The organism is Niallia sp. HCP3S3_B10 (assembly GCF_052064465.1).
GTDB classification, from domain to species: domain Bacteria; phylum Bacillota; class Bacilli; order Bacillales; family Cytobacillaceae; genus Niallia; species Niallia hominis.
Genome location: NZ_JBQHVO010000003.1, coordinates 60,915 through 82,055 on the forward strand (window position 1 = coordinate 60,915; position 21,141 = coordinate 82,055).

Consider the following 21,141-nt stretch of genomic DNA (forward strand, 5'->3'; position numbering starts at 1 on the left):
CTTTCTTAAAATGCAATTCTTCTTACTTGTTTTAATAGACTGGTAGAGATTTCCTCTTTCGCAAACAGTAAATAGTTCGGTTCTGTATATAGGCGGTTTGTTTTTCTTTTACATTTGTCAAAGGAAATTAACTGTATCGCATCTTTATTACTATAATATTCTGCATCCTTTGCGTCTTCACTTGTGATAAAGTAAAACTTATCTTCCCCTAATGATAAGTAGTAATTATCCTTTACATTTGCTTCCTGCTCTTCGTCAGCAACGATAAATCGCTTATTTGCCACCGAATCGCTCATTATATGAAGCACACACTTTTCTTCCTCGTTACATGCCATAAATAGATTGGTATGCCAATCTTCTTCCGCCATACGTTTTCCAGCATCATTCATTATTTCTACAAATGTAATAACTAACGGTATGCCTGGCATTGTTACATAATATTGCACATACTTTAAACCCTTCCATTTTTGATGATGATTAATCGTTGTTTCCAGCTTTATTCCAGACCAGACATTGTGATGGATATCCTTTAGACTAGTAAACTCACATATTGTATGTTCTTTTAATAAAGAAAAGACATTTAACTCTGGTGGACCATTTTTTATGCCACCACACCACGGATTCCACCAGCTTTTTGCAATCGGTTTTGGAAAAGAGTGCTCCAGCCAGTGTTTCCCGTTCGCTTCAAGGGAATAAACACCGGGATAATAGGCAGGAGAAGCTTTAAATGTCACTACTCCGTTGGAAACCTGATAAACAGCTAATCCTTCTTCTTCTAAAAGATGTGTAGTTATCCCTTTTTGATTCGAAACAAAAAACAAATGAGCTGTGTCCATATCCTTTGTTGCTGACGCTATAGTAGTAGTCATTTTATTTAGACCTAATTGTATGGCATTTTGATGGTTTACTCGGTAAACTTCTGATTGCTCTGTATTGATCTGAACGCAATCGACCTTATTATGATTTATTCTAAAGGTAGCATCACCAATTATTGGTTGATTTCTAAAGTTTTTTAGAGATACTTTAACATCTTCATCTTTATCCCAAATCATATTTCCATCGTTATATTCAATGATTAATTCCTTTACAACTTTTCTTTTGTGTTCGTCCTTCATTCCCTCCGCAGCTAGCTGCCATTCTTGCCATTTGCGATAAGCACCGATATTTATGCAAATAGGGGGGAAATCGACTGATTCATTTGATTGAAGGAAGTGTGTAGACTCTATATGCATTTTCCAATTATCCATTTTTATGCGAGCGTCTTTATCCCATGCTACTCCAAAAGGAAACACTGTTGGAGTAGAAAAATACCAATTACCCGTTATATCCTTTGATGCGATTTCAAATGGAAGTACAGTATTTAATTCACAAAATGACACAACTTCTCCTTTTAAAGGGAGAAATAAATTATGCCAAGAATCATAGAATGTTTCTTGTAGGCTTATTTCTTTTTCTACCAAGTTATTATTATTAATTGTTACCAAACGCTTTATTAAACCTTCTGCAAAAAGTTCATTCGTTAAAATAATTTCCATACCAGGAAAATCGCTAGACTTAAAGAATAATTTTATTGCAATACTGTTTCCAGCTTTATCTGTGTTCACCAAATACGGCTTTAGTTTAGACAGTTCACTAGAAAAAGGCTTTCCGATTGCTGGTGCAAAAAGAGTGAAATCTGTATCAGCAATTTCCGTTGTGTGATCAACTTTACTTATAGAAAGCTGATGTGGACCGTTATATACCTTCCAGCTCTTATCATTTTCCACTACAAACTGTTCACCAATCCCTTTTAATGCAAGGGTTATCTCTTTCTGAATACTTAATAGCTTATTGTCATTACCCATCATTTCACATTGAAAGTATTCTTTAAAGCAGCCACAACTCTTCACTTCAACAGGAATTCTAATCCACTTTTTCTCTTTTTTTGCCAGAGTGAAAGAATACTTCTCCCCATCAAATTGAATATGTTTATTCATCGGTATCATTAGGTTAGCGCTAATGTCTTTGTTTAAATTGTTTTGGAGTTCCAAATCTAAGTAAGTATTCATTCCTTTAGCTAAAATGGCATCTATTTCTTTTGTCTCAATAGAAATTGGCGACTTAGGCAATATCCCCAATTGTAAACTTGTTTCCAATTCGTTTATGCTGAGATCAACTTTTAACGACGGGAAAGTTTTCCCTTCTACAGGCTCCTCTCCTACCTTTACTACAAAAGGAAATGGAACAATCAACTCTTCCTTTTCCTTTACTGTAAATGTGTTGGAGAAACTGCAGCTAATTCTGCCATCATTATCAGCCCTAGCTTGCAAGGAAATTGGGTTTGCTCCTTTATTTTTAATTTTCAAGGATACTTGCTGTTCTATTTCTTCTATACACTCATGATTTTCCATTATTAATTCCAACTGAAAATCCTTTGTTTCAATATAGCTGATTCCTCTACCTGTTTTTTCGAATTTAACTACAACACTTTCCCGTTCTTTTTGCCAAACATATTCATAGTGTGTAAATCCATGAACAATTTCTCCATCTGGTCTAATTTCCAGGTTTCTTTTTAAATCATCATACCAATCCATGTCTTTTAAATAATGATTGATTAATTCATTATTGCGAACAGTTGGAATAAAGTTCATTAAGTGAGTATTTTTATCGTTATCCTCCCAAAAGAAACCACAGCGCTTATATAAAGGAACTGCCTTTAAGTTACCTGCCCATGTATATAAATCAAGCCTTGGCCATTTTTTGTCTATTGCCATGTTAAGGGCATGTAATAATAACTTTTTACCTATTTTCTTTCCATGATAATCTGGGCGAACATTTAACAACGGTACATATAGCGCTCCAACATCTTCCTTATAAACAGAAAATCCGCAATATCCCACCACTTCTTCTCCCAACACAGCTAAGAAAGTGTCAAGATTATCGGAACTTTGCTGCTGCTCGAGCACTTGCTCCTCTGTTTTACCTGAACCTCCCCAAGATTCCTTACTCTTTGTCCACATATCAGCAACACTTTTGGCAAGCCCATCATGATAGCTAACGATTTTTATTGTTTGTGTTTCATCCTGCATCTTTTCCACTAAGAACCCTCATCCCTCTTATTTTGAATTTTTGTTTGCATCGATACTTCTTTGTGGTTTCGCATAGTACCTCCTCCTTTCATTAATATAGGAATGTTTTTCCAACGTTCCTTTCTTATCGTATTATTATTAAGAATGTTTGTAAAGATATTGCAATAATAATTTTTCTGATAATTAAATATGATATCCAACAAAACTAGACAAAGCTCGTCAAAGGATATTTTTCTCTTTTCTCGAAAGATATAAAGACAAGGCCTTTAAACGTCCTTCTTGCCAATGGTTTTGCTTTGATTATGATTATTGAGGGGTGTGTAGAATGTTAAGTGTACAAACAAAAGAACTTTCTATTAAGGATGAACAAACAAAATTATTAAGTGTGAAAGAAGCAGCGGAATATATTGATGAAGGTCCTGGGGTTCTAAGAAACTGGTTAAGAGAGTTAAAAACCCTTATCCCAGTTATTATTGGAGAAAATGGCTATCGCTATTTTGATCAAAAAAGCTTGGATATTTTAGTAAAGGTGAAACAACTGCGAAATGAAAAGCAACTGTCTTTAAGACAAATTGAAGATGAGCTTACATGCCCTGTCCCTACCTCTATCCCAATTGCCACCGATGCCACGGAAAAAATTCTTCAAGATTTACAAACAATCAAAGAAGAATTAGAACTTCAAAAAAATTTCAATCAAGTATTAGTGCAACAATTAAAAAAACAACAGGAGCATATTGAACTTCAGCAAGAACATATTGTCAGCCAAGAAAAAAAAATAACACGATTAGAAAATCCGATTATCCACCAAGATAAAGAAGATAATCTTGCTAAATCAAGAAAAACAAAACAAAATTTCATAAACGAAAAGGAAACGAAACAAAAAAAATCAGGTTTTATCCGCTTATTTTCTTATCGTTAATAGAGTAAAAATATGTATAAGAAACGGGGTTCTGCCTTTCTTGAAGTAAAATTACGTCTCCACTAAATTTCGAGCAGAATCCCTTTTTTATTTTAATGATTCAATAGCTTTTCAATGTCTTCTTTTAATTCGGATGGCTTTGTATTTGGTGCATATCGCCCAATAACTTTTCCATCCTGATCAATTAAAAATTTAGTGAAATTCCACTTAATCGCCTTTACTCCGAGCGTACCAGGTGATTCTTTTGTTAAATATTGATATAGTGGATCAGCCGTTTTTCCATTTACATCAATTTTAGCAAACATCGGAAATGTTACACCATAGTTTATTTCACAAAACGACATAATCTCCTCGTTTGTTCCTGGATCCTGATTTAAAAACTGATTGCTTGGAAATCCTAATACAGAAAATCCCTTATCTTTATACGTTTGATACATTTCTTGTAATTCTTTAAATTGAGGTGTAAAGCCGCATTTACTAGCTGTATTTACAATCAATAATACTTTCTCTTTATAATTACTTAATGATTGTAAGTCTCCATTCATTGTTTTAACTTCAAAATCATAAATATTCATTTTATCATCTCCTTATACAGTTAATAATGCATCAATAGAGTAAAGGGAAATCAATGTTTTTTCCATAAATTCCATCATAATGATCATATCATCTATTTGTTCTTCGATAATGAAGCGTTTAAAATCAATAGTAATATGATTATTTACTATTTTATCAGCATTAAGTGGATTATAACTAATTTCCTGGACAATCTTCATCTCTTTTCCCCATATATCTTCGACTTTATTTTGCAAGGTATGATATAGTATATCTGACTTTTTATGGCGTAAATAAAGGTGAATATAAATAGTCGCACCAATTAAGGCTTCCTTGTTTGTATTTGGCAGTAGCTCTGCAGATAAATTTTGCAAATCAGCCGATAGTTCGAATGTTAACTTTGCGTTTTGCTGATTTTTCAACCTAAACGTAATCGTATAATTTCTTGATAATTTACTACTATTAAATAAATCATTCCGGTCTAAAACGACAATTTTCCCATCTAAATCACTGTCATAAATAAGGCCTTCCATTACGGTTCTCATGTTTTCAAAGGCAGTGGGATCAAACATTCATTTTCTCCTTCTTTACTTTTTAAAAAGCGCAAGAAACTTCCCAATAGCAGCATACAAAAAAATAACGCAGCTACTATTGGCAACGAATACTTGCACTTGATTGCTAAATTTATCTTTATTTAAAATAGCCCTACTGCTTTCCCGTTCTCGTCTACATCCATTTTTAAGGCAGCGGGTTTTTTTGGTAATCCCGGCATTGTCATAACATCACCGGTAAGTGCCACGAGAAATCCTGCCCCGATAGAAGGCTTAAATTCACGAATCGTAATCGAAAATCCTTGTGGTCTGCCAATTAACGAAGGATCATCTGATAAAGAATATTGTGTCTTCGCCATACAAATTGGAAGATTAGCCCAGCCATATTTTTCAAAGTCTGCTATCTGTTTTTTTGCTTTAGAAGAATATTCAACACTTTTTGCTCCATAAATTTTCGATGCAATTGTATGTATTTTTTCTTCGATAGAAGCATCTAATGGATAAATATGTTCAAATTTTTGTTCCTTTTGCTCCAATATAGCTAACACTTTTTTGGCTAATTCGACACCTCCATCTCCACCATTTTCCCACACTTCTGTTAAGGCAACTGGAATTTGCGCTTGTTCACAAAGCTGTTTCAGTACCTCAATTTCCGCCTCTGTGTCTGTCACGAACTTATTAATCGCAACAACAAATGGTAAACCAAATTCTTGAATGCTCTCCACATGCTTTTGTAAATTTGCAAAGCCTGTTTTTAAAGCTTCAGTATTTTCTAAAGAGAGTTCTTGTTTTGCAACTCCTCCATGCATTTTTAATGCACGAATCGTTGCAACAATAACGACAATTTCTGGGTTTATCTCTTTATTTCTCGACTTAATATTCAAAAATTTCTCTGCACCTAAATCTGCTCCAAATCCTGCTTCTGTTACTACGTAATCGCCTAATTTAGCAGCTGTTGTTGTTGCGATGACACTATTACAACCATGGGCTATATTAGCAAATGGCCCCCCATGGATTATGGCTGGAGAATGTTCAATCGTTTGAACTAAATTTGGCTTTATCGCATCTTTCAACAATAAAGTAAGTGCCCCTTCTACTCCCAAATCACCAACAGTGACTGGCTCTTTATCTACATTATAGGCAACAACCATTTGGGATAATCGTTTCTTTAAATCGGTGATATCTGCTGCCAAACATAATACAGCCATAATTTCAGATGCGACTGTTATGTCAAATCCATCTTCTCTAGGTACTCCTTGTAAGGGACCTCCTAAGCCGATTACTACTTTTCTTAAGGCACGGTCATTTAAATCGACTGCTCTTTTCCATACAATTCTTCTTTGATCAATGCGGCATTCATTGCCTTGATGAATATGGTTATCAACTAATGCAGCCAAAGCATTATTAGCAGTGGTAATTGCATGAAGATCTCCAGTAAAGTGAAGGTTAATATCTTCCATAGGTAGCACTTGGGCATTTCCGCCGCCTGCCGCTCCTCCTTTTATGCCCATTGTGGGGCCTAAAGAGGGTTCTCTCATGGCAATGACTGCTTTTTTTTGCAATTTATTTAATGCGTCGCCTAAACCAACTGTCACAGTAGATTTCCCTTCCCCTGCAGGAGTTGGATTAATAGCCGTCACAAGAATTAATTTACCTGATTTATTTTTTTTCAAGTCAATCAAGGCTTGTGAGGATATTTTCGCTTTATATTTTCCGTATAATTCAATATCATCGTCAGATAGGCCAATTTTCTCGGCAATATGTATGATTGGTTTCATTACTGCTTGTTGAGCAATTTCGATGTCAGATTTCATTTCTTTCTTTACCTCCATGATTTTCCTCTGCAATTTTAACCTTCCATTTTATTGTACAATAAAAACCATGTTATAAGTACACGTTTCGACAAAATCACTTTCATGTATCAACTACCATGGCATTCCCTTAATAAAAGATTTTCGATATAAACATAGAAAATATGCTATCATTTAAAAAATTCCAAACATTATGATTGCGACATATTCAAATCAATTTTATAATAAGCTATGTTATCGGTTATAGAAAGTTCCTACCGTCAAACATATATAAACACCAAACATTTTATGTAACACTACTATTTCTACTATGGAAATACAAAATAAGATGATTATTAGGAGGAGACATACCTATATGCCAATAAAAATCCCTCATCTTTTGCCAGCACGAGAAATACTAGAAGATGAAAATATATTTATTATGGATGAAGGTCGGGCAAAAGCACAGGATATTCGCCCATTAAACATATTAATATTAAACTTAATGCCTGAAAAAGAAAAAACAGAGGTTCAAATATTGCGCTTGCTCGGAAATACGCCTTTACAAGTAAATATTTCCTTTTTAAGAACAGCTTCCTATGAATCAAAAAATACGAGTCCATATCATCTTGAACAATTTTATCGAAACTTTGAGGCAATAAAAACAAATAGATACGATGGTATGATTATCACAGGAGCTCCTGTAGAATTAATGAGTTTTGAAGAAGTCGATTATTGGGAAGAATTAACGAAAATTATGGAATGGTCAAAGACTAATGTTACTTCTACTCTCCATATTTGTTGGGGAGCCCAAGCAGCTCTTTATCACCATTTTGGAATAAATAAATATAAATTAGATCAAAAATGTTATGGAATTTATTCTCACTATGTTTTAAATCCATCTGATAAGCTAATGCGCGGCTTTGATGATAGCTTTTTAGCCCCTCATTCAAGACATACAAATGTATCGATACAAGAAATTAAAGAACATCCTGATTTAGAGCTATTATCTGCCTCAGAAGACGCTGGAGCTTTTATCGTTAGCGCAAATAGTGGCAAACAAATTATGGTGACTGGCCACTTAGAATATGATTCTGTTACATTAGCAGAGGAGTATAAAAGGGATAAAGAAAAAGGATTAAACATCCATCTTCCGCTGCATTATTTTCCAAATAACGATCCGAGTGTGCAGCCCTTAAATAGTTGGCGCTCACATGCCCATTTATTGTTTTCTAATTGGCTGAACTATTATGTCTACCAAGAAACACCTTACGAATGGAAATAAAATAGAGAGCTAGCTTAAGAAGATACAAAAAAAGCGAGGGTAGAAGTCGATTGACCCGCGAACCCCCTCGCTATTATGCCATTCCCAACCAATTTAGCCATTATTATTGCTACCACTTGTAAAATAAACTTCTTCATATGGTTGAATAACGACAAATCCCTCTCCTGCAAATTTCATCTGTATCGATTCTCCACTTCCTCTTCCGAAAAAGGTTTTAAGCGAAATATCTGTTACAAACTCTGGCTGCAAGTTTCCAGACCATGCAACAGTAGCATTCGGATCTGTAAAAACAGGGTTATGTGGAGTAACTCGTAGCGTAAGTGGTTCGTAATGAGATGTTATCGCAACCATTCCTCTTCCAGTTAGATTTATATTAAATAAACCACCAGAAAGCATGCCTGCAATTCTTCTCATTAGCTTGATATCCCATTTGATTGTTGGTTCAAAAGCGAGAAGATCATTACCGTTTACAAAAATGGAATCTCCATTTAAATGCAAAATAGAAATTTTCTTTCCTTGGTCTGCTAAATATAGCTTCCCACTCCCTTCTGCTTTCATTAATGAAGCGCCTTCTCCTGTAAGTGCTTTCTTAAACATCTTTCCTATACCATGCTCCAAAATCCCTTCCCGTGTAAATCGAATATTTCCACGATATGACACCATACTTCCAGCTTTCGCCCATATTTGACTCGCTAAATTTATTTCAAGCATTCTTTCTGTTTCTAACTCAAAAACTCCCTCATTCTTATCTTTTTGCTCTGTCTTTGCCAAGAATTCTTCTAATTCATATCTTCCCATGCTCTCACCTCTTCAATAAATTGTTAATTTAAGGATATCATCTAGTAAGTTGCATGAAAATATATAAATAGGGTAGAAATAAATATATTTACTACTGTAAATGTAAAATAAAGTATGATAATTCCCCTTACATTTGTAAATACTATTGTTTAGTAGAAGGATAAGATTTATCTATTTACTAGGAAGGAGCAAAGTAGAATGGAAAAAATTATCGCTGTTGAAAGAAATTATATGGGAGACATTATTAGTTTTAAAACTTCAAACGGAAGAGTTATTTCTTATCGTAAAGCATTGATGGATATTGAAACAGGTGTTATAGAGGGGGTAGAAATCACTGAAAATGTACAAGAGGAAGAGGATTTATCTTTTTCCATTATAGATAGCTTTGACAATTATCCATCTATCTTTTAACTGCTTTCAAAAAAAATAAGGGCAATTCTCTGTCGGCATCATGCTGCTTTAGCATATACCTAGAGAGAATTACCCTTTCTTTATTCTAGCGAATCATTTTTTTGCTGAATTATTTTTAATACTTTCGTATACTCTGGATTTTCCTCAAAAAATTGAACTAAATCACCAATTCGATCAATAGAATCCCAGCTTAAATGATGCTCTATTCCTTCCACATCTTCATAAATATTCTCTTCTTTTACTCCGATAATTCTAAGTAATTGCTCTAAGAGTTCATGTCTGTATACTAAGCGTTTACCGATTTTTTTTCCTTTTGGTGTTAAAACCAAGCCTCTATATTTTTCATAAACAAGATATTCATCCTTATCCAATTTCTGAACCATTTTTGTCACAGAGGAGGGATGTACAGATAAGCCTTCCGCAATATCTGATACTCTTGCATATCCTTTATCTTCAATTAGGTTGTAAATGCGTTCAATATAGTCTTCCATACTAGGTGTCGGCAATTCAACCCCTCCTTTACCAGGATTTCTCCTTTTTCTATTCTATTCGAAAATATTTATTTGCGTTTTTATCTATGTATGTACTGCCCATTAAAAAAGGACTCCCACTATTTGAATATCAAAAACTTTTATCGAACAAATATAAAGCAATTTTAGTGGAAAGAAATAGCCTTTAAAAAAGGCATGGATTAAAAGAACATTTCTTTAGCATTTTACTATAAAAAAAAAGGGGAAACAAGATTCTTTCAAACGTTAGATTTTTTATATAGCTGTCTTGCTTCCACTAATAGGATAAAAATTGCTTTATTCACCTATAGTATTACTGAGATAATTCGAGGAAAATCTATTCTGGGAATTCCATTTTCCAACTAAAATATTCATTATCTTGATTCTTCTCATATTTCATCATTGCATCAAATTTATTCCCTTTTTTACTCACTAAACCTTTAACAGGAGCTTTACCATTTTTCAGTAAATGTTTAACCATTGTTTTCGTCGGTTTTTTCTTCATAGTTGCAAGAAATTTATCATTCTTCCAAATGACGAATTTACAACCATTCTTCCAATTACTGCAGCCAAATCCTTTTTTTCCTTCCACTACAGAATGTCCACAAACAGGACATTTCCCCAACACTTCTGTCGTTTGTTTAGCATATGTTACTTCTTGGATAATGACATCTGCTTCGTTTTTTATCGTTTCCACTGCGCTTGATGTGAAGTTACTGATCATTTGCAAAAATTGCTTTTTGCTAAATTGCCCTTTTTCCATATCATATAGATCTTTTTCTAGTTTCCCAGTAAAATCTAAATTAAATAGATCTTTAATGGGGAATGTATCAACTATTCTTCTTCCTAAATCAGTGCAGACTAAGTTCTTATTTTTTGCCTCAATATACCCTATATCCTTAAGCTTCTTTATTGTTTCTGCACGTGTTGCTGGCGTTCCTATACTAAAACCACTTAAGATGGTTAAAACATCTTCTTCATTTTCCGCATCAAAATTTTTTCCGCATGTTTCCATCAGCCTTAGTAATGTCTTTTCCGTATGCTCTTTTGGAGGCTGGGTAGTATGAGTTGTTGTTACTGCATCGCTAGTGAAAACCTCTTCTCCTACTTGTACCATTGGAAGCATAACATCTTTCGATTGAATTTTCTCTATCTTTTTCCAGCCTTCTACTAATTGAACCTTACCTTTCGTTATAAAGCTACCTTTAAGTTCTAGAAGATTTATACTTGTAATGATTTTTGTCTCTTCTACCTCAGCAACTGGCATAAACTGCATTAATAAACGATTTTTTATCGCCTCATATACTTGTTGTTCCTCTTGGCTTAATCGTTTAGGCAATACATACGTAGGAATAATTGCACTATGACTCTCTACTTTTTTATTATCGAAAATTCGTTTGGATGGAAAAAATTTAACTTCCTCTTTAAATGGTAAATCTGCCGCAAGAAGATTTACTACTTTTTCCGTTTTCGAAATAAGGCTTTCTTCTAAAGCAATGCTTGCTGTTCTCGGATACGTTATATATTTTTTTTCATACAGACTTTGTGCTACCTTCAATACTTTATCTGCTGTCCAACCTTTATATTTACTAGTTATATAGCCTTGAAGATTTGAAAGATTAAATAAAAACGGTGGATATTCCTTTTTCTTCTGCACCTTTTTATCTGCTATAATTGCGGTTTTCCCGTTAATCTGTTCCTCTAACTCTTTTAAATATTGTTCCGACTTAAACTTTTCTTCCCTATTTTCTATATAAGCACCTAAATAACTGCTTCCGTTTTCCGTTAAAAAGGTTGCTTGTAGTTTATAATAATTTTCTGGAACAAAGGTTTCAATTTCTTTATCACGATCATAAATGATCTTAAGCGTAGGTAGTAAGACTCTTCCGATATTTAAAGCCTTCCCTTTGCCCTTTTGATATTTTAAAGTGGCAACAGATGTTAAGTTAATCCCGATTAGCCAATCTGCCCATTGTCTGCTAACACCTGCATCTTGTAAGGGACGCAGTTCATTGTTGGAACGAAGGTTTTCTAATCCATTTAATACTTCTTTAGGCGTCCATTCATTCAATAATAAACGATAAACTTCCTTTTCGGTTCTTAAATTATAAATAATACTATCCCCAATAAGCTGTCCTTCTCGATCATAGTCACATGCGGAAATAATTGTATCTACATCTGATCTTTTCATCAGTCTGTGGATGATTTTAAGCTGTTTTTCGGCGCCACGATCTGGCTTATCTTTATTTTTAGAATCTGACTTCACTTTATATTGAAACTTACTTGGGATAAAAGGAAAGTTTTCTAGTTTCCACGTAGCCATTTTTTCATCATAATCTTTTGCATCATTTAATTGCAATAAATGTCCGAATGCCCATGTAACAATATAGCCATTTCCTTCAAAATAGCCATCTTGTCTATTTTTTATTTTTAATGCATCTGCAATATTTTTCGATACAGATGGTTTTTCCGCCAATATTAATTTCATCTATATCACCTTTTTTCATTTCTTACATTCATTAATATTTTTTATACAAGATAACATTATAATCGCAAAAAAGAGAAATGTATAGAAAGGGGTAAATTTATAAAAATGCAAATGGAGTAATTTAGAGATTTTTATTGACTTCATTATATATATTCATTTTTCTTACCTTTTACAACGAAGAGAATTAAAAAGAAGATAATGGTCTGGGGGAATGCTGAGCTATCAAATTACGCTCATTATTGTTTTTTTCATGCTATACTAAATTAATTAGACGGAGACCATAACTGTATTAGAGTCCCCGTCCATTATAAAGTTTTAGAAGGAGCATAATGTTAATAGGCTACCTTTAAAGATTTTTTTATTTGTAAATACTGTTCTAATTCTTTTAAGACAAAAAAGACATGTGCTTGTTCCTCAAAAGAACGCCAATCATTCGGTAGTTTATCGTGTTTAATCATTTCCTCTAGTCGCTGAAGCTTACTTAAAAACAGTACAGCTGTATTACCTGAATGGACACATAAACTCAGTTCTTCTAAAAAGTCAGCTACAAGCTCTCTTTGATTATCAAGCGTTTCGACAGTTATAATCCGATCAAATAGCCTAGAAATGATTTCTAGTTGCTTTTCTCTAATCGTAAAATATTTATAATAATAATTTTCTTTTCTAGAAAAATGATTTTCGACATCACGATATGCAACGGATTTAGCAAATTGCACTTCATCAGATGCTTGTTTAAACTTTAATGCAAAATCTTCTTTCATTTCCTTTGTGCGAAGATACACAACCATATCCATCAAAAGAGCTTTAAAGTATTGCTCGATATCTTTTTGATGTACTTTCATTTCTTTATCGAGACTTGGCATATAACTATTAACAAGTAATGCTGCACCAATTCCAATTATAATTAAGCCTAACTCATTAAATACAACCTGCCACGACATTTGATTGGTAGAATAAATATGAAGAATAATAACCGTACTTGTTACTACACCTTCATTTACCTTCAATAAAACCGTTGTTGGGATAAATAATAATAGTAACAGCCCAATAATATAGGGCTCAAAAGCAATTCCCTCAAAGAAAATATACGAAAATGGAATAGCAAGCATACATGCAATAAAACGCGAAAAGGCACTATGAAGTGATTTCTTTTTGGAATTTTGTACACACAGGATTGTTATTATCGCAGAAGATACATAGAAATCTAAGTGGAAAAACTGAGCAATAGATATACCTATGCTAACTGCCACTGCTGTTTTAAATGTACGATAACCAATTTTATACTTTTTTAATTTTTGCAAAGCTCTTTGCATTTGCATCATTAATCACAACCAGTAACTAGTAAATCATCCTGTAAAGAAGCTAGCCTCGTATTTATGGCAATTTTATCACCAGGCTTTACTAATAATTCCACAACAGATCCACTAAAAGGAACACTTACATCTTTTATTTCCCCTGCTAAAGTTCTAATAGTTAAAATCGTTTCCCACTCATAAAAATAAGCTTTTTCTTTCATTAGAATTTCATTTACAGTTCCTTCAAACGGGCTAAGTATCATCTGATCTTCTCTGGATATTTCATAATACGGACTTTGACTGCTCTTTACAATCGTTTCAATCATTTTAATAAATCTTCCCTTTTTATTTATAGTTTTTTACCTAATGACATTCGTTTATTTTTATCCAAAAATAAACTTTACTTAAATATTGTAATCATGTTAATAAAAACACATTTTGCCTTATAATTCAATAAGTTCGAGAATTATTTTTTCATTTTTTCATAGGAAATTTTTGCAAGAAAAAATCCATAGAAAATCCCACTAGTATTCGTTTTTTCACGTTAAGAAATGAAAGCGGAATCAAGTCTGTTATATCAAAATTCACCTTCAATCACATGATAAAATAAATAAACTAGCTGGTTAGCTAGTTCACATAAAATACTTTTTTATCTTACTGTCTGTTTGGATATACCAATTTTCTTTTTCAATAATATTCGATACAGTTAAAATAAGAGATGGGATCTTTTCTACATTGAATACGATTAAGCCGATTTTTTTAACCATAATGACAAAGGACTCCCCATGTGAAAAAGTGGGTAACACATTCCCTAATTGAAGAATGCTTTTTACAACTGCCTCCTTGCTGCCATCCTCTAATACAGTATTCGGTGTAAATCGCAAAATCCAATTTTCATTTTCAATCGAAAATCGATACATTATAGCCACCTTCTTATTCTATTTCCTTTAAAAATAAAACTGCTACTTCATCATATGTTGAAAATGATTATTTATGAAATATTTTATCAAAGTCAAGAAATGATATAAATTGATGAAAAAGGAAAGGTCTCACACTTGAAGAAACTATTAATAATATTCCCAGTTTATTGTATCCGTTTTCTATCTGTTTTCAACCAAGTAAGCCTTTTCAAAATTTCGGTGAAGTTTTCAGAAAAAACGCTTAGAAACCTTGACTACATATAGGTTATCGTGTATATTATAGACATCATTTAACAAAATTCAGAATAATTATTTTCTATTATTATTTTGTTCTATGAAAATATTTATTTTATAGGCACCAATCATGTGTCTTGAAAGGCTTAGGAGGAAATTTAATATGCAAAACGGTAAAGTAAAATGGTTCAATAACGAAAAAGGATTTGGATTTATCGAAGTTGAAGGTGGAGACGATGTATTCGTACATTTCACTGCTATTCAAGGCGAAGGTTTCAAGTCATTAGAAGAAGGACAAGAAGTTTCTTTCGAAATCGTTGAAGGAAACCGCGGACCTCAAGCTGCTAATGTTGTTAAACTATAATTAATAAACAAATATATTAATAATAGTAGTCAGGGGATTTTTCTAGAAGTTTTCTTCTTGAGAAGTCCCCTTTATTTTTGCCCTTATTAATACAACTAGTTCTTTTCGAATCTTAATATAAGAGAAAAAGGTGGAAGTATGTTCCCCCCTACTTCGCACCAGATAACTTTTCCCCGTATTCCTTTAGCTTATATCCCACCGTACACTGCGAAATACAGAAGCGGTGAGCTCCTCTTTTTCCTAACTCTAATTTATTTTGTCGATATAAAAAACAATCTTTGCAATAATCTTTCATTAACTCATCTGCTTCTTCAATCAGTTTCTTTCGTTCCAAGCTCCACCCCTCCTTTATTTATAACGATCATTAAATCAATTGCATTTTACTATAGATACGCTTTCCTTCTAGGCTTTGCGTTGCAAGCTTATCCGCTTCTTTATTTTCATTTCTTCCAATAGAAGTATATATCATATTTAAATGTAATTTTTTTATTTTAGCTTCAATTCGATCAAGCCATCTATTTAAGTCCTCTTCATAGCATGGCCATTCGCCTTCTAATTGCTTCAATACTACTTGTGAATCCCCTTTTACTTCACAAGTAACATCCCTTACCTCTAGTTCCTCCAAAAGATTTAAAGCGTGAAATAGAGCTGCGTATTCTGCTTCATTATTAGAAAGAATATCATGAAATAGTTCATTTGCCCGAACTCTAAATTTCTTTTTGCCCTGCTGAAAGAAAAGAACAACACCGATTCCTGCTGTTTTTGTTTCCTTGTGGTAGCCGCCATCAAAATATACCGTAAAATCATGTGGCTCCTCTTCCATTTCTTCATTCAATTTTCGTAATTCCTTTAATGTCCAGCTTGTTCCTTTTTCATCATAAAAAATTAGATCCTTTGTATCATTTCGTTTCTCCAGTTCTTCCCCCATTTCAAGAGCAAGAGCTGATTGAATCCAATCAGAAGTAAAATGAATACTTTCCTTCTTTTTCTTCATCTGAAATGTATATTCCAATTTGTATTTCATAACGGTACAACCTTTCTATAAGTAAAGTAACTTTCGAAGCTTCGAGGTCTTATTGCTTAGTAGTTGGATAAAAAGCTACTCCTAAAGAAATTATAAAAAATATTACCATCACAACTTTTTTCATTTATAATATTTTACATCGTTTCATTTATACATTGTACTTTTTACAGTAACCCTTGCTTGTCATTATATCATTTTTCAATTCATCAATAGGAGCCTATCTACTATTTATTAACTAGGTTACATATTTAATGATATATATACAGCTATTACGTTTTGTATGAAAACTAAATGTAAAATAACTAGTACAGTCATTGATTAATCATATCAAAATTTCAGGAGGTATCAAAATGATTGAAGTTTATATTGATGGCGCCAGTGCTGGAAATCCTGGTCCTAGTGGCGCTGGCATTTTTATAAAAGGGCATGGTTCTGCAGAAAGATACTCCTTCCCACTTGGGTTAATGAGTAATCATGAAGCAGAATATTATGCACTCATTAAAGCTTTAGAAATCTGCATTAATCAAAACTATCGCACAGTGAGCTTTCGTACAGATTCTGAATTAGTAAGTCGAGCTGTTGAAAAGGAATTCGCTAAAAATAAAAAATATGCTCCTCTCCTTGATCAAGCCTTAAAGCTTATAAGAGAATTGGATTTATTTTTTATTAAATGGATTCCAAGTAATGATAATAAAACAGCCGATGAATTAGCAAGACTTGCCATTAGAAAAAATAATTAAGGAAAGGAATCATCCGTTGAAAATACTTACTTCCCAAAGATTTGCAGATTTATCCCTTTTATTTGTTGCTCTAATATGGGGTTCGACCTTTGTAATCGTTCAAAATGCAATAGCTTTTTTACAACCACTTATCTTTAATGGGATTCGCTTTTTCCTAGCTGCTCTTTTTTTATTTCTATGGTTACTTCTATTTAAGCCTTCCCAACTGAAGCAAATAAATATACATTGTTTAAAAGCCGGAATTATTTTAGGTATTTGTTTATTTATCGGCTATGCTTTTCAAACAATTGGGCTTGTCTATACTACTAGCTCGAAAGCAGGTTTTATAACTGGACTAAGTGTTGTGCTTGTTCCTTTATTTATGTATCTTTTTATGAAACAAGCTTTATTGATCAACCATATTATTGGTGTTATTATTGCAACAATTGGCCTCTATCTCCTAACGATAAGCAATGTATTTTCTTTTAATATTGGTGACTTTTTTGTATTTATTTGTGCGATAGGCTTTGCATTGCAAATCATCTTAACAGGAAAATATAGCAAACAATATCCCACATTATTATTAACAATTATGCAACTTTTGACAGTTTCAATTCTTGGGTTTATTGGTAGCTTTTTATTTGAAAATCCAAAAGGTAATTTTAAAGTGAATATCCTTTTTCACAAAGAAGTAATAATTGCTTTACTCATAACTGCTATCCTTGCTACTGCTGTTGCATTTATAATCCAAACAAGCTTACAAAAATATACCAATTCTACTAGGGTTGCGTTGATTATTGCAACCGAACCAGTATTTGCAGCAATGACTGCATACCTATTTAATAATGAACAGTTAACAGCTAGTGCTACGATTGGTTGTATGCTGATTTTATTAGGAATGGTTTTTTCCGAATTACCGAGGAAAACACTGCTTGCAGCATTTAAACGGGGTAGCTTTATTGAGAAATAATTAAATCATGTCCTTAGATTTACTGTACCTCTCCACATTAATGAAGAGGCTGGGACAAAACTAAATAACTAATCTTTAAAGACGAACAATCTTCAATTCAGCTCTTAAATAAAGCTACGTTATCTATGTTTTTAAATCTAGTTAAGTGTAAAAATTAAGTCGTTCCATTGCGCTACAGACGCACGATGCGCCGGGGAGGAAGCTAAGCCTCCTCGCTGCGTGGCCACTGAAAAAGTGAATTACCTGGTGAATCGGTAGTTACCAAACCATTCTAACATAGTGTAGGCTTTTGTTTTCCGAGGCTTACCGCACGACTCACCGGGGCGAGCGCCGAGCCGCTTCACAGCTCACGCTCCTGCAGGGTCTCGGACTTTCTCGCATCTCCCGTAGGAGTCGAGCGGACACCTCTCCAAACCAACTTATTATTCTCTTTCAAATAAATAAAACCTCATTTTATTTGGAGAACTAGACTTTTTCAGTGCCCTCCTCGCTGCGCTGCGGGGTCTAAAGCGTCTCTATTTCCCGCAGGAGTCGAGCGTCCTCCGCTCCATTCCACTTCGTTTTTAAACCTTTATCTAAAAAATAAACACGAACTATAATGTGAGTTAATCGCATTATAGTTCGTGTTTATTGTTGGTTGAAATACTTATGTCACAGCCTCTTTAGAAAAAACAAAAAACCACTCTATGTAAATACATTAAAGTGGAAATAAATGATTTCTTTTTATAAAGCTGATTACTTCTTTTTTTGTTTTCAGTTCATTGTCCATAAACATCTCAAGCAAAGAAACAAAAAAGCTGCCATCAAATTTCTTTTGTATTTTTAAAGTACATTCAATTGCTGTTATTACAAGCTCATCTGTAGCATTTGTATATGCTTTGCCAAAATATATAAAACCTATTGCATCGTCACCGAAGGAAAAGCCTTTCCCATCTAAAAAAAGCAAATACTCCTCTACTGTTTTCAAACTTTGTGTACATTCCCCTCTATCCTTTTACCTACATGTTACTTTATATCACGACATATTTCTAGCTTTTTCAACACTTATTTTGCATTTTTAATGACCATTGTCACAATTTTTCTATTTTCTTCGATAACTTTGCAAAAAAAAGATAGAGAAGCAAAATGGGCTTGCCCCTCTATCAATTGTTAACGGAGTATAATGGTATTTTTCTTCTTCGTACATAAATGTCCTAAGAAACCTATACAAACACCTAATAAGGCACCTCCAAATACCTCTTGTGGCTGGTGGCCTAGCATTTCCTTTAGTTTTTTTGGTTGTTGCTCTTTAAAGGCAATATTCTTATCTGTATTAATTTTATCTACTAGCTCTCCTAAATCATTTACCTTTAACGTTAATTCTCCTGTCTGTCTTCGAATTCCCTGTGCATCATACATGACAATTAATCCGAAAATAAGCGATAACGCAAAATCAATAGTTGGTAAACCTCGTTTTAATGCAATAAAAGTTGTTAGAGAAGAAACACCTGCTGAGTGGGAGCTTGGCATCCCTCCTGTTTGAAAAAATAAGCCTTTATCCCACTTTTTTGTTTTAAAAAAATGAATGGGGATTTTTAAAAATTGAGCCATTCCAATGCTTATTAAGGCAACATATATGCCCTTATTCATATCAATCACCTCTTTCAAATAGTCTCTTTATTTACGGATGATATTATTCTTATTTGCTCATACTAAAATTGATTTTTATTTCCACTATGACTTTAAGAGGTGATTGATATGAGTAATAAAAACCATACGAATAGAGGAAAAGCTGCTGGCGGGGTTAATCCACAAGGGTACGGTCAAGACGCTGATATAACGCCAGCTCCAAAAAGCAAATTAGAAAATGCCGCGAAAAAGAAGAATACAAAATAATGATATTTCATTAATTTTCGCTATTTAGCTGGGGCTTTAAAAAAAGCTCCAGCCAACTTGTATTATTCAGTCTTTATCTTGATTGATTTCTTTCATGAATTGGGCAAAAGTATCTATCCTTTTGTATATTTATTCTAAAGAATTTTCAACTCTACCCACATCTAATGAAGTTAAACATGATAAAATAAATACAAATAAAAACCCAAACGATTATACGAAACTTTTAAATAAGCATTTCGTTTGAATCGGTTGGGTTTAACTTTTGTTAGCATATTTGTTTCAGTCTCTGAGATATCTAGGCGTTTATCCTTCTAGTTTCGTATACCAATGCAAATTTTGCGTAATATATAAAAAACCATTTCTTAAAATAAGGTGAGCTCTTCTTTCTTTTCTACATAATGATGAAATCTTTTAAATTCTAATTCCTCAAATTTCTTCATTGCGGTAGCTGGATTGATATTTAAATAGCTATCTTCTAGCATGCAACTTACTGGAACGTCGCATTTAATCTCTGCTAATTGTCTGCTTAAATGGAGCATTTCGAGGTCTGTTTCAATTTTCGTACGCTGACCCTTTGTAAGCAACGATAAATTAGCTAAAATCCCTTCTATATCCTGATGAACTTGGAGAAGCTTTAAGGCAGTTTTCTCACCTATCCCCTTTACGCCAGGATAGTTATCACTTGTATCTCCCATTAATCCCTTTAGATCGATCATTTGCTTTGGAGTAATCCCTTTTTCTTCTTGAAAATTTGCTGGTGTATAAACCATATAGTTACCATATCCTTTTTTTAATAACGCAACAGAAATATGATCATCCAGTAATTGCAGAATATCCTGATCTCCTGTTAAGATGGTAACATTTGCTTCACCTTTCATTTGTTTCGCAATTGTACCGATACAATCGTCAGCTTCAAATCCAGTTATCCCTATATTTGGAACATTAAAGCTTTCTACAACTTCTTTTACCAAATCAAATTGTGGAATTAATTCAACAGGGGCGTCTTGACGATTTGCTTTATAGGAAGGGTACATTTCTGTTCTAAATGTAGTACTTCCCATATCCCAGCAAACCGCAACATGTGAAGGGTTAAAATGTTCAATTGCTGTAAAAAAATGTTTTACAAAACCATGAATTGCATTTGTTGGAATTCCTTTTGAGTTAACCATATATTGACCTGTAACAGCTGTAGCAAAAAAAGCACGAAATAATAGCGCCATCCCATCTACGAGCATCAGGTTTGTCTGTTTGTCATTATTCAAATCGCATCTCTCCTTTATTTCCATTCGTTTATTATAACAGATTCTAAAATAGTTTTGGCTGGTAGCTTTTTCTTCTCCCTTTTTATTAGTTGGAATTTAACCTGATT

The 21,141-nt window shown here is 33.5% G+C and carries 22 protein-coding genes; 7 read left to right on the top strand and 15 right to left on the bottom strand.

Going from position 1 to position 21,141, the window contains the following annotated elements:
* Window positions 1–5: 5 nt before the first annotated feature.
* Window positions 6–3,068 carry a GNAT family N-acetyltransferase gene (locus ACTNDN_RS03175; protein ID WP_231512565.1) on the bottom strand — a complete coding sequence of 1,021 codons (3,063 nt, stop codon included), beginning with the start codon at window positions 3,066–3,068 and terminating at the stop codon, window positions 6–8.
* 325 nt (window positions 3,069–3,393) lie between these two features.
* Here ACTNDN_RS03175 and ACTNDN_RS03180 point away from each other — a divergent pair, with 325 nt between their 5' ends.
* Window positions 3,394–3,987 carry a MerR family transcriptional regulator gene (locus ACTNDN_RS03180; protein ID WP_031538163.1) on the top strand — a complete coding sequence of 198 codons (594 nt, stop codon included), beginning with the start codon at window positions 3,394–3,396 and terminating at the stop codon, window positions 3,985–3,987.
* A 92-nt stretch (window positions 3,988–4,079) separates the two neighbouring features.
* On the opposite strand, the gene ACTNDN_RS03185 is transcribed toward ACTNDN_RS03180, so the two are convergent.
* The 3 genes from ACTNDN_RS03185 to ACTNDN_RS03195 all read right to left on the bottom strand — a co-directional run bounded on the left by ACTNDN_RS03185 (window position 4,080) and on the right by ACTNDN_RS03195 (window position 6,922).
* Complete coding sequence (locus ACTNDN_RS03185; RefSeq protein WP_031538164.1) at window positions 4,080–4,562, bottom strand: glutathione peroxidase; 483 nt, start codon at window positions 4,560–4,562, stop codon at window positions 4,080–4,082.
* A 12-nt stretch (window positions 4,563–4,574) separates the two neighbouring features.
* Entirely contained in the window at window positions 4,575–5,111 is a 537-nt protein-coding gene (locus ACTNDN_RS03190) for a hypothetical protein (protein WP_349204910.1), read from the bottom strand.
* Window positions 5,112–5,233: 122 nt separating this feature from the next.
* A complete protein-coding gene (locus ACTNDN_RS03195) occupies window positions 5,234–6,922 on the bottom strand; it encodes a formate--tetrahydrofolate ligase (protein ID WP_235251631.1) in 1,689 nt (562 codons plus the stop codon).
* Window positions 6,923–7,256: 334 nt separating this feature from the next.
* Here ACTNDN_RS03195 and metA point away from each other — a divergent pair, with 334 nt between their 5' ends.
* Window positions 7,257–8,165 carry a homoserine O-acetyltransferase MetA gene (gene metA, locus ACTNDN_RS03200; protein ID WP_031538167.1) on the top strand — a complete coding sequence of 303 codons (909 nt, stop codon included), beginning with the start codon at window positions 7,257–7,259 and terminating at the stop codon, window positions 8,163–8,165.
* Window positions 8,166–8,258: 93 nt separating this feature from the next.
* Here the strand turns inward: metA and ACTNDN_RS03205 are convergent, their stop codons facing one another.
* On the bottom strand, window positions 8,259–8,963 hold the full coding sequence (locus ACTNDN_RS03205; protein WP_031538169.1) for an AIM24 family protein: 705 nt from the start codon (window positions 8,961–8,963) through the stop codon (window positions 8,259–8,261).
* Window positions 8,964–9,161: 198 nt separating this feature from the next.
* Here ACTNDN_RS03205 and ACTNDN_RS03210 point away from each other — a divergent pair, with 198 nt between their 5' ends.
* A complete protein-coding gene (locus ACTNDN_RS03210; RefSeq protein ID WP_031538170.1) occupies window positions 9,162–9,374 on the top strand; it encodes a DUF3892 domain-containing protein in 213 nt (70 codons plus the stop codon).
* 80 nt (window positions 9,375–9,454) lie between these two features.
* Here the strand turns inward: ACTNDN_RS03210 and mntR are convergent, their stop codons facing one another.
* From mntR to ACTNDN_RS03235, 5 genes are all read right to left on the bottom strand, one after another.
* Entirely contained in the window at window positions 9,455–9,880 is a 426-nt protein-coding gene (mntR, locus tag ACTNDN_RS03215; RefSeq protein ID WP_031538171.1) for a transcriptional regulator MntR, read from the bottom strand.
* 340 nt (window positions 9,881–10,220) lie between these two features.
* On the bottom strand, window positions 10,221–12,371 hold the full coding sequence (locus tag ACTNDN_RS03220) for a type IA DNA topoisomerase (protein WP_349204909.1): 2,151 nt from the start codon (window positions 12,369–12,371) through the stop codon (window positions 10,221–10,223).
* Window positions 12,372–12,703: 332 nt separating this feature from the next.
* A complete protein-coding gene (locus ACTNDN_RS03225; RefSeq protein WP_235251629.1) occupies window positions 12,704–13,693 on the bottom strand; it encodes an aromatic acid exporter family protein in 990 nt (329 codons plus the stop codon).
* A complete protein-coding gene (locus ACTNDN_RS03230; RefSeq protein ID WP_349204907.1) occupies window positions 13,693–13,992 on the bottom strand; it encodes a hypothetical protein in 300 nt (99 codons plus the stop codon). Before ACTNDN_RS03230 ends, ACTNDN_RS03225 begins: the two co-directional genes overlap by 1 nt.
* A gap of 306 nt (window positions 13,993–14,298) precedes the next feature.
* Complete coding sequence (locus ACTNDN_RS03235; RefSeq protein WP_031538175.1) at window positions 14,299–14,586, bottom strand: hypothetical protein; 288 nt, start codon at window positions 14,584–14,586, stop codon at window positions 14,299–14,301.
* A 397-nt stretch (window positions 14,587–14,983) separates the two neighbouring features.
* On the opposite strand from ACTNDN_RS03235, the gene cspD reads away from it, so the two are divergent.
* The gene (gene cspD, locus ACTNDN_RS03240) at window positions 14,984–15,184 is read left to right on the top strand and encodes a cold-shock protein CspD (RefSeq protein ID WP_009332654.1); all 201 of its coding nucleotides are present in this window, start codon (window positions 14,984–14,986) and stop codon (window positions 15,182–15,184) included.
* Between the two features lie 148 nt (window positions 15,185–15,332).
* Here the strand turns inward: cspD and ACTNDN_RS03245 are convergent, their stop codons facing one another.
* Together ACTNDN_RS03245 and ACTNDN_RS03250 are read right to left on the bottom strand one after the other, a co-directional pair.
* Window positions 15,333–15,518 (bottom strand): zinc-finger domain-containing protein, encoded by a 186-nt coding sequence (locus tag ACTNDN_RS03245; RefSeq protein ID WP_031538176.1) that lies wholly within the window; start codon window positions 15,516–15,518, stop codon window positions 15,333–15,335.
* A gap of 30 nt (window positions 15,519–15,548) precedes the next feature.
* Window positions 15,549–16,208, bottom strand: a complete 660-nt coding sequence (locus ACTNDN_RS03250) for a reverse transcriptase-like protein (RefSeq protein WP_031538177.1) — start codon at window positions 16,206–16,208, stop codon at window positions 15,549–15,551.
* 350 nt (window positions 16,209–16,558) lie between these two features.
* On the opposite strand from ACTNDN_RS03250, the gene ACTNDN_RS03255 reads away from it, so the two are divergent.
* Complete coding sequence (locus ACTNDN_RS03255; protein ID WP_235251627.1) at window positions 16,559–16,948, top strand: reverse transcriptase-like protein; 390 nt, start codon at window positions 16,559–16,561, stop codon at window positions 16,946–16,948.
* A 16-nt stretch (window positions 16,949–16,964) separates the two neighbouring features.
* The gene (locus ACTNDN_RS03260) at window positions 16,965–17,897 is read left to right on the top strand and encodes a DMT family transporter (RefSeq protein ID WP_441130770.1); all 933 of its coding nucleotides are present in this window, start codon (window positions 16,965–16,967) and stop codon (window positions 17,895–17,897) included.
* A 697-nt stretch (window positions 17,898–18,594) separates the two neighbouring features.
* Here ACTNDN_RS03260 and ACTNDN_RS03265 read toward each other — a convergent pair.
* Together ACTNDN_RS03265 and ACTNDN_RS03270 are read right to left on the bottom strand one after the other, a co-directional pair.
* On the bottom strand, window positions 18,595–18,864 hold the full coding sequence (locus tag ACTNDN_RS03265; RefSeq protein ID WP_235251626.1) for a DUF6123 family protein: 270 nt from the start codon (window positions 18,862–18,864) through the stop codon (window positions 18,595–18,597).
* A gap of 182 nt (window positions 18,865–19,046) precedes the next feature.
* Window positions 19,047–19,526: a divergent PAP2 family protein gene (locus tag ACTNDN_RS03270; protein ID WP_441130771.1), complete on the bottom strand. Its 480-nt coding sequence runs from the start codon at window positions 19,524–19,526 to the stop codon at window positions 19,047–19,049.
* A 108-nt stretch (window positions 19,527–19,634) separates the two neighbouring features.
* On the opposite strand from ACTNDN_RS03270, the gene sspL reads away from it, so the two are divergent.
* A complete protein-coding gene (gene sspL, locus ACTNDN_RS03275) occupies window positions 19,635–19,772 on the top strand; it encodes a small, acid-soluble spore protein L (protein WP_031538093.1) in 138 nt (45 codons plus the stop codon).
* A 362-nt stretch (window positions 19,773–20,134) separates the two neighbouring features.
* On the opposite strand, the gene ACTNDN_RS03280 is transcribed toward sspL, so the two are convergent.
* Window positions 20,135–21,007 (bottom strand): 5'-3' exonuclease, encoded by an 873-nt coding sequence (locus ACTNDN_RS03280; protein ID WP_441130784.1) that lies wholly within the window; start codon window positions 21,005–21,007, stop codon window positions 20,135–20,137.
* Window positions 21,008–21,141 lie beyond the last annotated feature (134 nt).

Coding starts and splice junctions, on each gene's coding strand:
- ACTNDN_RS03175 (WP_231512565.1), bottom strand. CDS start 3,068: ATGCAGGATGAAACACAAACAATAAAAATCGTTAGCTATCATGATGGG.
- ACTNDN_RS03180 (WP_031538163.1), top strand. CDS start 3,394: ATGTTAAGTGTACAAACAAAAGAACTTTCTATTAAGGATGAACAAACA.
- ACTNDN_RS03185 (WP_031538164.1), bottom strand. CDS start 4,562: ATGAATATTTATGATTTTGAAGTTAAAACAATGAATGGAGACTTACAA.
- ACTNDN_RS03190 (WP_349204910.1), bottom strand. CDS start 5,111: ATGTTTGATCCCACTGCCTTTGAAAACATGAGAACCGTAATGGAAGGC.
- ACTNDN_RS03195 (WP_235251631.1), bottom strand. CDS start 6,922: ATGGAGGTAAAGAAAGAAATGAAATCTGACATCGAAATTGCTCAACAA.
- metA (WP_031538167.1), top strand. CDS start 7,257: ATGCCAATAAAAATCCCTCATCTTTTGCCAGCACGAGAAATACTAGAA.
- ACTNDN_RS03205 (WP_031538169.1), bottom strand. CDS start 8,963: ATGGGAAGATATGAATTAGAAGAATTCTTGGCAAAGACAGAGCAAAAA.
- ACTNDN_RS03210 (WP_031538170.1), top strand. CDS start 9,162: ATGGAAAAAATTATCGCTGTTGAAAGAAATTATATGGGAGACATTATT.
- ACTNDN_RS03220 (WP_349204909.1), bottom strand. CDS start 12,371: ATGAAATTAATATTGGCGGAAAAACCATCTGTATCGAAAAATATTGCA.
- ACTNDN_RS03225 (WP_235251629.1), bottom strand. CDS start 13,693: ATGATGCAAATGCAAAGAGCTTTGCAAAAATTAAAAAAGTATAAAATT.
- ACTNDN_RS03230 (WP_349204907.1), bottom strand. CDS start 13,992: ATGATTGAAACGATTGTAAAGAGCAGTCAAAGTCCGTATTATGAAATA.
- ACTNDN_RS03235 (WP_031538175.1), bottom strand. CDS start 14,586: ATGTATCGATTTTCGATTGAAAATGAAAATTGGATTTTGCGATTTACA.
- cspD (WP_009332654.1), top strand. CDS start 14,984: ATGCAAAACGGTAAAGTAAAATGGTTCAATAACGAAAAAGGATTTGGA.
- ACTNDN_RS03250 (WP_031538177.1), bottom strand. CDS start 16,208: ATGAAATACAAATTGGAATATACATTTCAGATGAAGAAAAAGAAGGAA.
- ACTNDN_RS03255 (WP_235251627.1), top strand. CDS start 16,559: ATGATTGAAGTTTATATTGATGGCGCCAGTGCTGGAAATCCTGGTCCT.
- ACTNDN_RS03270 (WP_441130771.1), bottom strand. CDS start 19,526: ATGAATAAGGGCATATATGTTGCCTTAATAAGCATTGGAATGGCTCAA.
- sspL (WP_031538093.1), top strand. CDS start 19,635: ATGAGTAATAAAAACCATACGAATAGAGGAAAAGCTGCTGGCGGGGTT.
- ACTNDN_RS03280 (WP_441130784.1), bottom strand. CDS start 21,007: ATGCTCGTAGATGGGATGGCGCTATTATTTCGTGCTTTTTTTGCTACA.